The 15,393-nt window shown below is 38.2% G+C and carries 13 protein-coding genes; all 13 read right to left on the bottom strand.

Annotation, left to right across the window (positions count from 1 at the left end; all coding sequences use genetic code 11):
- Nucleotides 1-4: 4 nt before the first annotated feature.
- On the bottom strand, nucleotides 5-1,189 hold the full coding sequence (locus GX308_01270; GenBank protein ID NLK20721.1) for a YgeY family selenium metabolism-linked hydrolase: 1,185 nt from the start codon (nucleotides 1,187-1,189) through the stop codon (nucleotides 5-7).
- Nucleotides 1,190-1,207: 18 nt separating this feature from the next.
- Nucleotides 1,208-2,425, bottom strand: coding sequence for a diaminopropionate ammonia-lyase (gene dpaL / locus GX308_01265; protein NLK20720.1), 1,218 nt, complete (start codon nucleotides 2,423-2,425; stop codon nucleotides 1,208-1,210).
- A gap of 44 nt (nucleotides 2,426-2,469) precedes the next feature.
- Nucleotides 2,470-3,747, bottom strand: coding sequence for a purine/pyrimidine permease (locus GX308_01260; GenBank protein ID NLK20719.1), 1,278 nt, complete (start codon nucleotides 3,745-3,747; stop codon nucleotides 2,470-2,472).
- Between the two features lie 102 nt (nucleotides 3,748-3,849).
- Entirely contained in the window at nucleotides 3,850-6,399 is a 2,550-nt protein-coding gene (xdh, locus tag GX308_01255; GenBank protein NLK20718.1) for a selenium-dependent xanthine dehydrogenase, read from the bottom strand.
- Between the two features lie 19 nt (nucleotides 6,400-6,418).
- Nucleotides 6,419-7,783, bottom strand: a complete 1,365-nt coding sequence (hydA, locus tag GX308_01250) for a dihydropyrimidinase (GenBank protein ID NLK20717.1) — start codon at nucleotides 7,781-7,783, stop codon at nucleotides 6,419-6,421.
- Between the two features lie 91 nt (nucleotides 7,784-7,874).
- Entirely contained in the window at nucleotides 7,875-9,554 is a 1,680-nt protein-coding gene (locus GX308_01245; protein ID NLK20716.1) for a selenate reductase, read from the bottom strand.
- A 20-nt stretch (nucleotides 9,555-9,574) separates the two neighbouring features.
- A complete protein-coding gene (gene ssnA, locus GX308_01240; protein ID NLK20715.1) occupies nucleotides 9,575-10,912 on the bottom strand; it encodes a putative aminohydrolase SsnA in 1,338 nt (445 codons plus the stop codon).
- A 13-nt stretch (nucleotides 10,913-10,925) separates the two neighbouring features.
- Nucleotides 10,926-11,522, bottom strand: coding sequence for a nucleotidyltransferase family protein (locus tag GX308_01235; GenBank protein NLK20714.1), 597 nt, complete (start codon nucleotides 11,520-11,522; stop codon nucleotides 10,926-10,928).
- On the bottom strand, nucleotides 11,519-12,292 hold the full coding sequence (locus GX308_01230) for an ABC transporter ATP-binding protein (GenBank protein ID NLK20713.1): 774 nt from the start codon (nucleotides 12,290-12,292) through the stop codon (nucleotides 11,519-11,521). The genes GX308_01235 and GX308_01230 overlap by 4 nt, the downstream gene beginning before the upstream one ends.
- A complete protein-coding gene (locus GX308_01225; protein ID NLK20712.1) occupies nucleotides 12,289-13,278 on the bottom strand; it encodes an iron ABC transporter permease in 990 nt (329 codons plus the stop codon). Before GX308_01225 ends, GX308_01230 begins: the two co-directional genes overlap by 4 nt.
- The gene (locus tag GX308_01220) at nucleotides 13,271-14,287 is read right to left on the bottom strand and encodes an ABC transporter substrate-binding protein (protein ID NLK20711.1); all 1,017 of its coding nucleotides are present in this window, start codon (nucleotides 14,285-14,287) and stop codon (nucleotides 13,271-13,273) included. The genes GX308_01225 and GX308_01220 overlap by 8 nt, the downstream gene beginning before the upstream one ends.
- A gap of 100 nt (nucleotides 14,288-14,387) precedes the next feature.
- Nucleotides 14,388-14,762, bottom strand: a complete 375-nt coding sequence (locus GX308_01215) for a RidA family protein (GenBank protein NLK20710.1) — start codon at nucleotides 14,760-14,762, stop codon at nucleotides 14,388-14,390.
- 213 nt (nucleotides 14,763-14,975) lie between these two features.
- The coding region (locus GX308_01210) for a hypothetical protein (protein ID NLK20709.1) at nucleotides 14,976-15,393 on the bottom strand (418 nt) is incomplete at its 5' end.

The raw sequence follows: 15,393 nt of genomic DNA, 5'->3' as shown, positions 1-15,393 counted from the left end.
CTGGTTAGATTAATAATGCCTTCATAACGCCGTAGTAGCACTGACAAACTTTTGTAAGCTGTTCTATTTCTATATATTCATCTACAGTATGGGCTAGACTTTCTAAGGAAGGTCCAATACCTAATGTCTTAATACCAGCTTCTCCTGCATAATGGGAGCCGTTGGTACAGAAATTGTACTGGGTAATCTCAGGATTAAATCCTGCATTCTTTAATTTTGTTAGCACTGCTTGAACCCATGGTTCATCCTTATCATATAGCCATCCTGGGAAGAAACGCTCTCCTTCTATTTTGTTTCCTGTATAACAGATTTCTTCTCCCACCGCATAGGATACTTTTACTTTTAATGCTTTATCCTCCGCCATTAATTTGTCTAATAACTCTTTTATAGGCTTAAGTACGGATTCTTTGGTTTCCCCGACTAATAAACGGCGATCATAGGTTGCACGGCAGTATTCGGGAACCACGGAGGCGCCGGGATATGGGGCGGATTTAATATCTGTAAGCTCTAAAATCCCTTTTCCTAATACAGGATGTTCTGTTGGTACTAGGGTTCTTATGGCATCAATAACTTTATTCATTTTATAAACGGCATTTATACCTTTTTCAGGATTTGCAGAGTGTGCTGGTTTGCCAAAAGTTTCAACTACAATTTCACCGCGGCCTCTTTGACCAATTTTTACATTGAGTTGACTTGCTTCCCCGATGATGACATAGTCTGGTTTAAAATTCTTAGAGATTTCTCTAGCTGCTACCCCTTCGAAACATTCTTCATGGACAACTCCCGCAATCAGAATTTCTCCACCAAAGTCCCGTCTTGTATCTTCTGCAAAATATTTTGCCGCTGCCGTAAAGGCTGAAACTGCTCCCTTCATGTCAGAAGTACCACGGCCATAGAGTTTACCCTCTACTATTTCACCTTTGAATGGATCATATTTCCATTTACTTGGATCGGATACGGGAACTGTATCAATATGTCCATCAAATAATACCTTAGGCCCTGGACGATTTCCCCTGATGACCCCGATAACATTACCATATCTATCATAAGTTACTTCGTCAAATCCATTGGTTTTGCAAAATTCACCGATGGTTTGGGCTGCCTGCCCTTCTTCTCCTGAATAGCTCTTTGCCTGTATCATTTTCTTAGTTAATTCGATGAGTTCTTTTTCCCTATCTATATTAAGCATCTTAATTCCTCCTAAAATTTATCTTTCATAACGGGTAGACTTTCCATTCCATATAACATTTTGGTAATTTTCTTTATCCGTATCCCCTTCTGTAGATATAAAGAGTAAACTTGAGTCTTCATTAAGTCCTAGCTTTCCTTTAATATCTACAAGAGAATCATCTGTTAAAACATTGTATATGCATCCTAAGGTAGCTGCACCGCTTTCCCCGGATACTACTTTTTCATCTCCATCTAAGGGGCTTGCCATGACACGCATCCCGTCCGCTGCTATATAATCTGGGCAAGAAATGAATGCATCCGCATAATCTTTTAGTACATTCCAACCGATAATATTAGGTTCTCCACAAGCAAGTCCTGCCATAATAGTATCCATATGACCTGTCCCAAAATGGAGTTTGTCGTCACAAGCTTCCGCCGTACGATAAATGCAATCTGCCTTATTGGGTTCTATGATTATGATTTTTGGCTGAGTGCCCTTGTAGTAGTTTGCAAAAAATCCACAAATTGCACCCGCCATGGAGCCCACACCAGCTTGTAAGAAAATATGGGTAGGCGCTTCCTTTTTAGTTTCTTCTAATTGTTTTACAATTTCATATCCTAAGGTCATATACCCTTGCATAATCCATGTAGGGATATCGGTATACCCTTCCCATGCTGTATCCTGAATTACAATCCAGCCTTTTTCTTTAGCATTTTTGTCTGCAAGACGAACGGCTTCATCGTAGTTCATATCCATAATACTGGCATCGGAGCCCTCTAATAGGATATTATTTAATCTTTCTATGGCGGAACCTTTTGGCATGTAGACTACGGATTTTTGACTTAATTGGTTTGCAGTCCAGGCAACCCCACGGCCATGATTGCCATCGGTGGCTGTAACAAATACCATATCTCCTGTTTTATCTTTTACTTCTTTTGAAACCATTTTTGTCGCTGATAGGTTTTTTATATCTTCCCCGATTTTGTCTGCAATTAGCCGCCCGATGGCATAGGAACCTCCTAATACCTTGAATGCATTTAAACCAAAACGGAAGGATTCATCTTTTACATGTATATTAGATACACCTATTTGTTTAGCTAGGTTTTTTAGCTCAACCAAGGGAGTTTCAGCATATACAGGAAAACTTGCATGGAACGTATGAACCTTTTTTGCCTCATCAAGGTTTAAAAAATCGATGTTGAATTTTTCATTGTTCTTTCTTGGGTAAAATATGCTTTTAAATGTTTCTTTCATGATTCTCCTCTTTTCTATATATTATTAATTAGATTCTTATATCATTATTTATCTTTTGGTAAAATAAGGTTTAATATGATTGCCATCAATGCCACGATAACTATTTCGCTTCCCCCAAAGATTATTTTTATCACTTCGGGACACATTTCGAATGCTCCTGGGGTTCTAGATAATCCAACTGCCAGAGCAACAGAAAGCCCTGCTATGGATAGATTTCTTTGAGTTAGTCCAGCATTAGAGAGCATTCTAACTCCTGTCATGGCTATACTTCCAAATACTGTAATTGTAGCACCTCCAAGGACTGGGAGGGGTATGGTTAAAAATATTCCTGCCAGCTTTGGTATCAGAGCAGTTACCATAATTATTACTGCCGCCACTGTAAATACAATTTTTTCTGTTACATTGGTCGTTACTACAATACCTACATTTTGTCCACAAGTCGCATTGGGAGTTCCCCCAAAGATTGCCCCCAGGGCACTGGAGATATTGTTTCCTATGATACCCCCTGATAATTCTTTATCTGTTGCCTTACGGTTAAAGGCTCCTGCAGTAGTTGCTTCAAATTGACCGATATCTTGGATGGAGTTAATCACAAAGATGATTATCATGGATACAATGCCGCCTAATGAAAAGCTCATACCAAAGTGAAAGGGTCTAGGTAGAGCAATAAAGGCTGCATTGGCTACCCTTGTAAAATCTACCATCCCTAAGGCAAAGGCTAAAATATATCCGACAATCAACCCCAGTAGGGTAGATGATACTTTCATAATACCCTTGCAAAATTGTGAAAAAAACAAGACAGAACCCAGGGTAATAAGAGCGACAATCCATGCTTTAGGAGTTCCATAAAATTCACTGTTTTCTCCCCCTGACATATATTTGACCGCTGTACCATATAGGGATATCCCTACGGTCAGCACAACGGAAGCTGTCACGATGGGTGGGAATAAAAACCTTATCTTTTTAAACCCAAACCCAACCAAGATACCAACTAAGGCCCCTACTAACTGTGCCCCTAATACTCCTGATATTCCCTCTGCCTTTACTATACTTGTAAGAGTAGGAATAAATGCAAACCCACTCCCTATAATGACTGGAAGATTAGAACCAATCCCAAATCTGCCATAGGCATGAATAAGAATTGCTATGGCCGCACATAAAAGTGAGGCCTGCATCATAATAACTAAATCGTCACTACCGATTTCCCCCACAGTTCCAAGGATTGTTGGAACTGTTACACATCCAACAACCATGGCCACCACATGTTGTAGAGCTAATGGAACTGCCTGTCCTATCCCTACCTTTTTTACATCGCTTATCATCCTGCACCCCCTGTTGTTAGTACCATCTATATTAAGTATCCCCATCAGTCATCACGAGTGAAACAAAAACCTTCTCCCTTTCGGGATGACAAGAGATATAATTTATTTTTTATATGCCGTTTTATTAATAGGTAGGGAAAATCTTCTTTGCCCATCCACACGGTATGCCGCATGAGCTGTAGCTGGAGCAGTAGGAATAGAACTGATTTCACCGATTCCCTTTGCACCATATGCAAGCCCCTTAGGATTGTTTTTCTCAATCATAATCACTTCTATTTCTGGTGCCTGGGTTGCCCTTAGAAGTCCCAGGGTTCCATATTTTGTTTTAACGTATCCATCCTCCATAATAAAGTTTTCGCTCACACCATATCCAAGCCCCATGACAACACCACCCTCGATTTGTCCTTGGCAGGCCTTTGGATTGATTACACGGCCAACATCGTGGGCTGCAACTACTTTGATTACTTTTTTATTTTCGTCCATAATCGCTACATGGACAGCATAGCTATAGGCTACATGGCTAATTGGGTTTTTCTTATCAGAGCCCATTTTATCTGTTACACCAATATATTCTCCTTCGAATAATTGACCTTCTAGCTCCTCTAAAGTCTTTGTCTTTAGAACCTCGGCTAACTTCTTTGCAGCTCTTTTTGTAGCTTCCCCTGCAAACAAGGTTTGACGAGAAGCGGTGGTGGTGCCTGAGTTGGGGGTAGTTAAGGTGTCGGCTAGTTCATGAACGATAAGAGATGGATCTAGTCCTGTACTTTCGCAAACCATAGCAAGCATAACATTACCAATTCCCTGACCGATACAAGCTGCAGATGTGAGAATATGCACTTTTCCGTTCTCTATTTTCAAATTACTGCGCCCTACATCCGGAACCCCTACTCCAAGTCCCGCATTTTTCATAGCCCCTGCTATACCTGCATAAGGATTAGATTCAAAAACATCTTTTACATCTTCTAAACACTCCACAAAGGCTGTATCTTCCCCTGCAATTTGTCCATTAGGTAATTCGTGCCCTGGACGGATTGCATTTTTGTATCTAAATTCCCAAGGGGATATACCTACCTTTTCAGCTAACTCATTGATATTTTGTTCCTGGGCAAAACAACTTTGGGTTACGCCAAATCCTCTAAAAGCCCCACCGGGAACATTATTGGTATACACACAAATTCCATTCACCTCTAGATTTTGGAAGTTATATGGACCTCCAAGATGAGTACAGGCTCTTTGTAATACAGGACCGCCTAAACTGGCATAGGCACCGCAATCTGAAATGATAGTTGCTTTAGTTGCTGTAATAATCCCATTTTCGTCACAGGCAGTGGTAATATCTATCTCCATAGCATGTCGTTTCGTATGGATATTAAGGCTTTCTTGTCTTGAGAATTTAACTTTTACAGGTTTCTTAGTGATGTAAGCCATTAATGCGGCATGGTGTTGTACGCTCATATCCTCCTTACCACCAAATCCACCCCCAACCAATTTGGTTTGACAGCGAACTAGTTCCGGAGCAATGTTTAGCATTCTGGCAATTTCCCTTTGCTCGTCGTATACAGATTGAGAAGCTGTGTACATGAGCACACCATCTCCATCTGGAATTCCAATGGCACATTCTGGCTCCATGAATGCATGGTCTGTCATTGGCACAGAGTAGTGATTGGTAACAACATATTTTGAGTTTTTGATTACTTCTTCTGCATTACCTCTAGTAATCCTTTCTTTAGCAAGAATATTACCTTTGGAATGCAGTCTTGGAGCATCTTCTTTCATTGCTTCTTGAGGATTAGTCAGGGGGATTAATTCCTCATAATCCACTTCAACCAAGGCTAAAATTTCATCCAGGGTTTCTCTTTTAGTGGAGGCTACTAAAACAATTGCGTCTCCAATATATCTCGTGGTATCTCCCTTGGCAATGAGCACGTCCCAGTCGGGAACTATATGACCAGTTTTATTAAATGGAACATCCTGTGCTGTTAAAATGCGAACGCAATCCTGATGGGCTAGGGCCTTATCCAGTCTAATGTCCTTAACAATTGCCCTAGGGTATCGGCTACGGAGAGCCTTAGCATAAATCATGCCTTCCACTGTAATATCATCCACATATTTTCCTGTCCCCAGCACCTTTTCCTTTGCGTCAATTCTTCCTAGATGTTCACCTACTTTACCGTTTCCCCTTTCTTCAGGTATGGGCAAGTTTTCTCTAAACATCTTAGCCGATAAAAGAATAGCATCTTCGATTTTTGTATAGCCCGTGCAGCGGCAGATATTACCTATAATAGCCTTTTTAACATCTTCTTTTGTAGGTTCTAAATTGGTATCTAATAAAGCCTTAGCAGAGATTACCATCCCCGGAATACAAAATCCGCATTGTACAGCCCCGGTATCTCCAAAAGCATAGGCATATACGTTTTTTTCCCTATCATTTAATCCTTCTACAGTTGTAACAGATTTACCATCCAGTTTGGATAAGGTAAAAATGCAAGCCTTTGCCTTTTTACCATCTACGATAACCGTACAAGTACCACAGGCCCCCTCACTACACCCATCTTTTGCTGAGGTTAATCCTAAGTCATAGCGTAAAAAATCCAACAGTTTTTTGTCCTCTTCCCTTTGATACTCCTTGCCGTTTACTTTGATGTTATACATTTTATGTCGTCCCCCTTAGTTAGTATATATATCTACCTTGTCTCTCTTTTACAATAGTACCTCCCCTAACAACCAATGTCCCATTAACAAATACAGTTTTTGCCTGACCCTTTACCTTAAAACCCTCATATGGGGTGTAATCCACATTTTGGAGCTGATTATCGGCAGTGATTATCCCTTCATAATAGGGAGAAAAAATGACGATATCGGCATCGCTACCCACTTCAAGAATCCCCTTTTTAGGATACATTCCATAAAGTTTAGCGGGATTAGTGGATAGGAGTTCACACATTCTTGAAACATCTATAAGACCCTTATCCACCAGATGTGTGTAAATAAGCTGCGGCCTATGTTCCACCCCTGGAGCTCCGTTAGGAATCTTACGAAAGTCTGAGCTGCCTAATTCTTTGTTTTCCTTGAAATTAAAACTGCAGTGGTCTGTTGCTATGGTATTAATTTCTCCATCGATAATGGCATCGATTAATGCCTGATTATCCTTTTCTTTTCTTAGGGGTGGTGAAATGACATACTTTGCCCCCTCGAAATTTTCCAATTCATAATGCTTATCCTCTAAAAACAAGTATTGTGGACAGGTTTCCACGGTTATTTCTTGGTTTCTTTTTCTAGCATTCCTTATTTCATTAAGCCCAAGTCGGGAGCTTAAATGAACAATATTAACCGGATAATCCACCAGAGAACTTATATAAACTAAACGATTGATTGCCTCTGCTTCTACATAGTCCGGCCTAGATTTGGGGTGAGCGCTTGGTGTCATCTCACCAGCTTCTATTCTATCTTTAGTCAATGCATTGATTAAGGCACCATTTTCACAATGCACTCCCAACACTCCGCCAATTTCTTTTACTTTTTTTAGACACTCCAAGATTTCACTATCATTGGAAAGTAGATTATCATATGCCATATACATTTTAAAGGAAGTAACCCCCAAGTTCGGCATAGTATTCATTTCTTCTTTCACTTTATCATTCCAATCGGTGATTGCCATATGGAACCTAAAGTTACAGGAGCTTTTATCTTTGGCTTTAAGCATCCAAATGTCATAGGCTTCTTTTAAAGTTTGATTTTTTTCTTGAGTAGCAAAGTCTACAATGGTTGTAGTACCACCGATTACCGCTGCCTTTGTACCACTAACAAAATCATCTGCTGTATTGATGACTCCGGTATACATATCAAAATGAGTATGTCCATCTATGAATCCCGGAAAAACCAAGCAGTCGGTAGCATCGTAGACTTCATCATTCTTAGTTGTCTTGATGGAGGGTGCAATCTCTTTGATTTTATTATCTTCTATGGCGATATCTGCCTTATATGTCCCCTCAGGACTTACTAAGATACCATTTTTTATTATCTTCAAGCCTATCATCCTCCCAATTCTTGCAAAAATCTGTAGATAAAACACTACAAAATACTAAGTTGCCAATAGCCCACCTAATATAAAATATAAGATGCGTTGTTTACAGGTAAGGCTGTTGTTCTTTGATTGCTTGTACAAAACTTTGTATAATCTGTGGGGCATCCTTTAGTTCACATTCTTTTACTTCCCCGTTGTACCTATATACTACCAAGTCTTCTATCATCGCAAAGCCCTGATTTGTACTTTCTTTTAATTCTTTTTTTCCTGAAAACAATGTCAGCCTATCTTTATATGGTGTACATTTATCCGGGCAGAATATATAACAATTTCCGCATTCATTACAATAATCATCAATATGAAGCATACGTTTTACACCTTCTACCATTAAGGTAGTGTTAGCACGATTTGGGCATACATTTACGCAGCTTCCGCAGGTTACCTTACATTCCATTCTTACATTTTTATTTTCGTCAAACGATACTAAGATTTTCTTGCGGGACACTTCTGATTTTCTATAGTTTTTATCAGAGATTGCTTCTTTTGCAAGTTCTTCTAACTTAGATACATTAACTACTTGATCTAATGGAAAATGACATGCATCTAAAAGAGTTGCAAGCTTTTTTATCACATTGTATCCGGTTGGTTTTAACAAGATAGTCGCCACTGTAATTGGCCATATTCCAGTATCAAATATTTTTTGAATATTATTAGCATCGGCCCCTCCGGAAAAGGACATGGGCAATCTGCCATCGAAATCCTTTGCTAACTTTGCCGCTAGATTGATGGTCAATGGATACAATGCCTTGCCTGACATATACATATCTTCCCCAGGTAGTTCATTCTTTTTCACCTTTACATGGAAGGTATTAGATAGCTTAACTCCGAAGGTCAAGCCATTTTCCCTAGCAAGTTCCTGCATTTTTTTAATTAAAATAACAGCATCTGGGTATTGTAAATCGCTTTCAAAACCGCCTTTTTCAAAGATCATGTAGTCATAGCCCATATCGTCCATAGTTTTCCTTACAAAATCATAACCTAACAAGGTTGGATTGCATTTTAGATAGGTATTAATCTTTTTACTAATTAATAAATGGGTAATGATTCCTTCGATTTCGTCACTGGGGCAGCCATGCATGGTGGACAAAGTAATGGAGTTGCAAATCTTTGATGAAATAGATTTAATATACTCTTCATCAATGTTTTTGAATTCATCCACATTATTAAGAGCCCATGTTTCACATTCTCTCCAGGCTTCAGTATCCCTAGCATCCTTTAACCCTTCTATAAAATCATCGATTTTCTTTGACTTGATTCCTTCTAAGTTGTACCCAACGGATGTATTGAAAATGAACTTGTCAGGATCCCCGAATCCATATTCTTTTGAAATAAGTTTAATTGCATAATAACCTTTGATATACTCTTCGATGGCTTGAGATACATACAACTCTGTAGACCACTCTACGTTATAAGCTTCATCATCTGCACGGATACAGGGCTTGTCCACATGTAAATCGTGGCCGTCTAATATTTGAACAGTTTTAAGTTCGAAGAATCTACTCCCCCCTACATAGGCTGCAACTAAGTTTTGAGCCAATTGTGTGTGGGGTCCGGCTGCCGGTCCAAAAGGATTTTCTAATGGGTTTCCAAATAAATTTAATTCCCTATTTCCATCATGGGTGTAAAGATTGCCCACCCCAAAAACAGTATTGTATTTTTCTTTTTCAAACATAATTCTTTCCATAATTTTATGAAAAGGTATCTGTACCATTACATCACTCATTTTCCCAGTCCTCTCTAGCATTATCGTTTGTCATTAATCCTTTGCCATAAATCCTTTGCTTGTTTTCTGCTTTCCTTCATTACTTCTTCCTTATTTATATGAAGAAGCTTTCTATCTTTCATAAGAATCTCACCGTTACAAATGGTAGTTGTGACCAAAGAACCATTCATTCCAAATAAAATATGAGAATTTAGGTTGTTTTCGTCCATCGGAGTTAGAGGGTCATAATCCACGAATATAATATCTGCCCCGTACCCTTCTTTGATTTTTCCTAAAGGGGTTGCAAAGAAACGATTAGCAATTTTAGCGTTATTTTCAAATAACATGGTTGGAATTTCGCCCCAGGCACAATTTGGATCTTTGTGTAGATGCTTTTGAAGGATATTGGCTACCTTGTAGCTTTCTATCATATCGTTGGTATACCCATCGGTTCCAAGCCCTACTGATACTCCTTTAGCAAAAATCTTCAGTACATCCGGGGCACCAACGGCATTTCCCATATTACTTTCGGGATTATGAACCACCATGGTGTCCGTTTCTTTTAGAATATCTAACTCTTTATCCTCAACATAGATACAATGACCTGCCACCGTCTTAGGTCCAAGGATACCCATGGAGTTTAACCGTTCCACAGTACGAACGCCGTACTTTGTAAGACTATCCTCCACATCATCCATTCCTTCTGCTATATGCACATGGTATCCTGCATTTTCTGGGTTTTGTTCTACCACATACCTAAGGGTTTCATCGCTTAGGGTAAAGCTGGCATGAAGGCCCATGATACCTTTTATCATGTCAGAGGTATCTTTATTTGCATAATTTATGAAATCCACATTTTCCTTTACTGCTTTCTTCATTTCTTCTTGACCATTTCGATCACTTACCTCATAACAAAGACAGGCGCGAATTTTGTATTCTTTTGCAATTTGGGCCAATTCCATTAGGCTGCCTTTTGTTTTTTTGTAGCTAGCATGGTGGTCAAAGACCGTAGTCACACCGTTTTCTATACAATTTAAAAACGTTACCTGGGCACTAATTCTATCATTTTCTAAGGTTAGGTGATTGTCTAAATTCCACCATAAACCCTCAAGGATATCTAAAAAATTTTTTGGGTTGTGATTTTTGATACTTAATCCTCTAGCCAATGAGGAATAGATATGATTATGAACATTTATAAGTCCTGGCATAATCACTTGGTTCTTTGCATCTATGATTTTTGCCTGGGGGTATTTTTCCTTTAATGCTTCAAAGGTACCTACTTCTCTAATTAGATTACCTTCAAAGAAGACTCCACCCCTCGGAATATAGGGCACCTTGGGATCTCTAGTAAATACTTTTCCATTTCCTATTAGATACATCATTATGTCCTTTCTAATCAGGGATGTTTAATAAATTCATTAAGTCGTAAGGGGTATCCACATCCGCCAATTCGTATTTATTATTTGCTTGTACAATAACTATGTTCTCCTTATGGGCTTTGATTACATCCAAACCTCTTTGCCCAGGCATTAAATTTTTTAGTTCTTCATAATATCGATTTGGAAACAACACTGGATTGCCAACCAAGTCATGATACCCAAGTCTCACCACCGAAGTCGGATGCTGATTAAACATATGGTACATCTTCCTTAAAGAATCTATGGTTCTTAGGGGCTGGTCACAAGTAACAAGCATACACCCCTTGGTATTGGTAATATGCTCCATACCTACTCGTATGGTATCCCGCTGTCTAGGAAAGTCATGCAAAATACAAACAACAGGATAATTTTTAGCAAGTTCCCTAATTTCTATATATCTGGTTACTAGTATTACTTCTTTGAATAAATCAAAGGGAATTTGATCTAGTACCCGTTCAACTAGAGTTCTTCCATGAAAATCTGCTAATAATTTGTTATCGCCGAACCTAGTACTGGCCCCACTGGCCATAATAATGCAACTTACATCAAATGCTTGTTTGTTTTTTTTCATGCTTTCACCATATAAAAACTTCCTTTATATTCGATTAAGTCGATTTCCCCATAAATAAGTCTAAGCTTTCTTTTTATTTCCTTAATACCATCTTCCTTAACACGGATGGTTTCTAATAAGCCTCCATCCTTCATTAGAAAGATATTATCACAATAGGATAGGGCGAAATTAGGATCATGCATGGTTATTAATGCCATCTTATTATGAAGGATTAATATTTCTTTTAGTTTTTGAAGGATGATATGTCTTACTACGAAGTCCATTGCGCTATCTGGTTCATCTAGCAATAAAAGACTGGCATCTTGTACGATAGCCCTAGCAATGATTACAAGTTGCTTTTGCCCCTCACTTAAGGTCAAATAATCTTTATTCAAAAATTTTTCTATACCTAATTCTTTTGCAATATCTATCACTTTTAATTCTTGGTGTTTATCAATTTGCTCAAAGGTTCCTAGATGTGGATTTAATCCCATTAGTATTAAGTCCTTAACTCCAATAGAATAGGTTACATCCGTTCGTTGTGAGATATATCCAATACTTTTTGCTTTTTCCTTGACCCCAAGGGTTGGAATGGATGCACCATTAAGCAGTATATTTCCTTCTGTTTTTATAAGTCCAAGAATCCCTTTTAATAGGGTTGTCTTTCCACATCCATTCCTTCCTAAGAGGGCATTGAATTCTTTTGTGCCCATGGTTAGGCCTATGTTTTTTACAATATGCCTTTTTTTATAAAATACATCTAGGTTCCTTATTTCAAGCTCATTTCTCATACAAGATGCTCCTTTCTCATCATTAAATAAATTAAAACAGGAGCACCAATGAAGCTTGTGCAAATACTAATTGGAATTTCACTAGCAGAAATACTTCTTGCAATTATATCTGATATCAGCAGCAAAGAGCTTCCTATAAGCCCAGATATCATCCACACCCTACTTGAATTACGTTTTACGATTAACCGAGAAAGATGGGGCCCTATTAAACCGATAAAACTAACTAAGCCACTAACCGAGACAATGGAAGCAACTGCAATACTGCATAACATTAAGATGATGGGGCGAATTCTTTTTATATTTACACCTAAGGCTCTAGCTTCATCATCTTTTAGTGATAATATCTCAATTTGACGTCTGTATAATATAAGAAAGAATAGTGCTATTAGGGTTATTGGTATAACCAGCCTAACCTTAGAGGCAGTTATGGTATTGAAACCTCCCATCATCCAAAACTCAATCGATGCCAGCTGCCTTTCCGGGTCCGCTGCCATCTTTAGAAACATGATAGCCGATTGTGCAAGGGCATTGACTGCAATACCGCTTAATACAAAACTTGCCAGGCTTTTTTGATTGGATTTAGATGCAATCAAAAGGGACATACCTAGAGCAAGAATTGCCCCAATAAATGCTGATGCCATAGTGACATAAAATCCACCACCAAGAGCTACAATAGAAAATGCAGCCCCTGCACTTGCCCCGGAACTTACCCCTATGATTTCCGGTGCCGCTAGGGGGTTTTTGAAAATCGTCTGCAATATGCTCCCCACATAAGCTAGGGTAAATCCTGCTAACATGACTAATATGGTACGTGGAAGTCTAAGGTTAAAAAATACATTCATTTTCATGGGGGATGCGGTTCGGGTTAAAACTCTAAATATATCCCCCGTGTTCATTTCATATCTTCCAACCCTAAAGGATATGATACATAAGAATCCTAAAAGAACAGAAAATCCGAAAATACCATTGCGAGGACCTTTATTCATTGACATTAACTTCTATATTGTAGAATGTTGAATAAAATTCCTGCACATCTAAGTTGAATTCCTCATTGGAATACTTATCGGGATAAAGGACACTGGCCATCCACAAAGAACCTAAAACTGAAGAAGGAACCGGGGAATCCCAAGCTTCTATATTATTTGGTATGACTTCTACAGCCTTGTTTTTAACTGCCTTTATATCCCTTATGGCCGTATCATTTAGTACGTCATCCTTGCTATACTCTGCTTCCGATGCAAGGATAATAACATCCGGATCCCATTTGAGTAATTGTTCATAGGATACATTTACCCAATAAGAATCTTCAATCTCAGTGGCTACATTCTTTCCTCTAGCTAAGGTTATTAATGTATCTTGGTACATCTTAGATCCGGCGGTATTTAGAAATTCGCTATTACCCCCAAGATACACGGTTTTTTCATCTATCCCATCTAAGAGGGTGCCTAACTTCTTTGTGTATCTGTCGATTGCTTCAACCAATCTGTCTCCACGGTCTATAGTATTGGTAGCTTTCGAGATAATTGCAATCATTTCATTAATCAGGTCACTATTTTCCGGGTTAACGGCAATAACCTTAATTCCAAGTTCTTCTAAGGCTTCGATATTATCTTTTAATTTTACGGGAAGAATAACCAAATCCGGTTCTAGTTCCAAAACCATTTCCATGTTTAATTCTTTCATTGTCCCTACATTGGGGCGTTGCAATAACCTTGGAGCCGCTAGTTTGTATATGGGCCGTTTTTCCGGTTTGTTTTCAATTCCAACTATTTGATCCTGTAAATCTAATGCAATGAGTAGGGATGTTGATATATAATATCCACTTACAATTCTTTCGGGTTCCTCTTCGATGGTAACTTCTCTGCCCAACTGATCTGTAATGATGAGTGGGTATGAAGTATTTTCGGTTTCAACCTCTCCCTTTTTTGAAGGAGCTAAGCAGCCCCCTAAAAAAAGTATAATTACCAATGTAAATGCTAAAATCGTTTTTTTCATATACAACCTCCTAGAATAGATAATTATGTTTTGACAATATTATTTCCTTATCTATTATTATTCAAAGCTATTTGTTATTATTTATAAATTGTCCTATCTTTTATTCTGCTTTGGCAATAACTTCAACTTCTACCAAAACACCTTTTGGAAGTTCCCTCACTGCCACGCAGGAACGAGCCGGTTTTCCAGTAAAATATTCTGCATATACTTCATTAAATGCTGCAAAGTTCCCCATATCGGATAAAAAACAAGTGGTTTTAAATACATCTTCAAGGGAGGACTTGGCCTCTTCTAAAACAGCATGTAAGTTTTTCATTACCTGATGTGTCTGTTCCCTAATTCCACCTTCTACTACGGCACCACTTACAGGGTCTAAGGGTATTTGTCCAGATGTATAGAGTATTCCATTTACTATTATCGCTTGTGAGTATGGGCCTATAGCAGCCGGAGCCTTTGTTGTATTGATTTTTTGCATAATAAATTCCCCTTTTTATATAATATTTTGTTGTTTTAGTTACAAACTGATTATATCACTGAAATATTTTTCAGTCAATCCAAGTTCACATTATTATATTTCAGTCAATTTTCTTATAATTCACTTATTAAACAATTAAAAAGAAGGACTATGGATAGACTGTATAAAGTCCATTCATATTCCTTCTTTAGATAAATCCTAGGTCAAAGCTTTTCACCTTGACCCATCATCTTCTTTTTGCTTAAATGCTCTTAAATGCATATATACCGTATTTTTGCTTACCTCCATTAATTGAGATACCTTTATTACAGCATCCTTTAAACCAAAAATCCCTTGTTCATACAAAACCCCTACTATTTCTTTATTTTTAAGATTGTTAGATATTCTTTCATCAGACATCACCTGATGAAATGCTTCAGAGTAGGCTTCTTCAATTAAGGTATCTACATCAACTGCAAAATTTTCATTCATTATAGAACCTGCTGTTTTATCTAACATTTTGAAAACAGGAAATACTTCCGAAAAAGGCGTATCTGCATAAAAATTAATACAGATTAACCCAATAATGCGATGTTTTTCTCCATATACACTAATGGTCGTTGAATAAAGGGGATTTCCTTTTTTGTTTTTT

It is taken from the genome of Candidatus Epulonipiscium sp., from assembly GCA_012519205.1.
Classification (GTDB): domain Bacteria; phylum Bacillota; class Clostridia; order Lachnospirales; family Defluviitaleaceae; genus JAAYQR01.
This window is presented reverse-complemented; position numbering and strand designations above follow the sequence as displayed.

Excerpts from the sequence above, each read along its gene's own strand:
- GX308_01270 (NLK20721.1), bottom strand. The coding sequence starts at position 1,189 with ATGCTTAATATAGATAGGGAAAAAGAACTCATCGAATTAACTAAGAAA.
- dpaL (NLK20720.1), bottom strand. The coding sequence starts at position 2,425 with ATGAAAGAAACATTTAAAAGCATATTTTACCCAAGAAAGAACAATGAA.
- GX308_01260 (NLK20719.1), bottom strand. The coding sequence starts at position 3,747 with ATGATAAGCGATGTAAAAAAGGTAGGGATAGGACAGGCAGTTCCATTA.
- xdh (NLK20718.1), bottom strand. The coding sequence starts at position 6,399 with ATGTATAACATCAAAGTAAACGGCAAGGAGTATCAAAGGGAAGAGGAC.
- hydA (NLK20717.1), bottom strand. The coding sequence starts at position 7,783 with ATGATAGGCTTGAAGATAATAAAAAATGGTATCTTAGTAAGTCCTGAG.
- GX308_01245 (NLK20716.1), bottom strand. The coding sequence starts at position 9,554 with ATGAGTGATGTAATGGTACAGATACCTTTTCATAAAATTATGGAAAGA.
- ssnA (NLK20715.1), bottom strand. The coding sequence starts at position 10,912 with ATGTATCTAATAGGAAATGGAAAAGTATTTACTAGAGATCCCAAGGTG.
- GX308_01235 (NLK20714.1), bottom strand. The coding sequence starts at position 11,522 with ATGAAAAAAAACAAACAAGCATTTGATGTAAGTTGCATTATTATGGCC.
- GX308_01230 (NLK20713.1), bottom strand. The coding sequence starts at position 12,292 with ATGAGAAATGAGCTTGAAATAAGGAACCTAGATGTATTTTATAAAAAA.
- GX308_01225 (NLK20712.1), bottom strand. The coding sequence starts at position 13,278 with ATGAATAAAGGTCCTCGCAATGGTATTTTCGGATTTTCTGTTCTTTTA.
- GX308_01220 (NLK20711.1), bottom strand. The coding sequence starts at position 14,287 with ATGAAAAAAACGATTTTAGCATTTACATTGGTAATTATACTTTTTTTA.
- GX308_01215 (NLK20710.1), bottom strand. The coding sequence starts at position 14,762 with ATGCAAAAAATCAATACAACAAAGGCTCCGGCTGCTATAGGCCCATAC.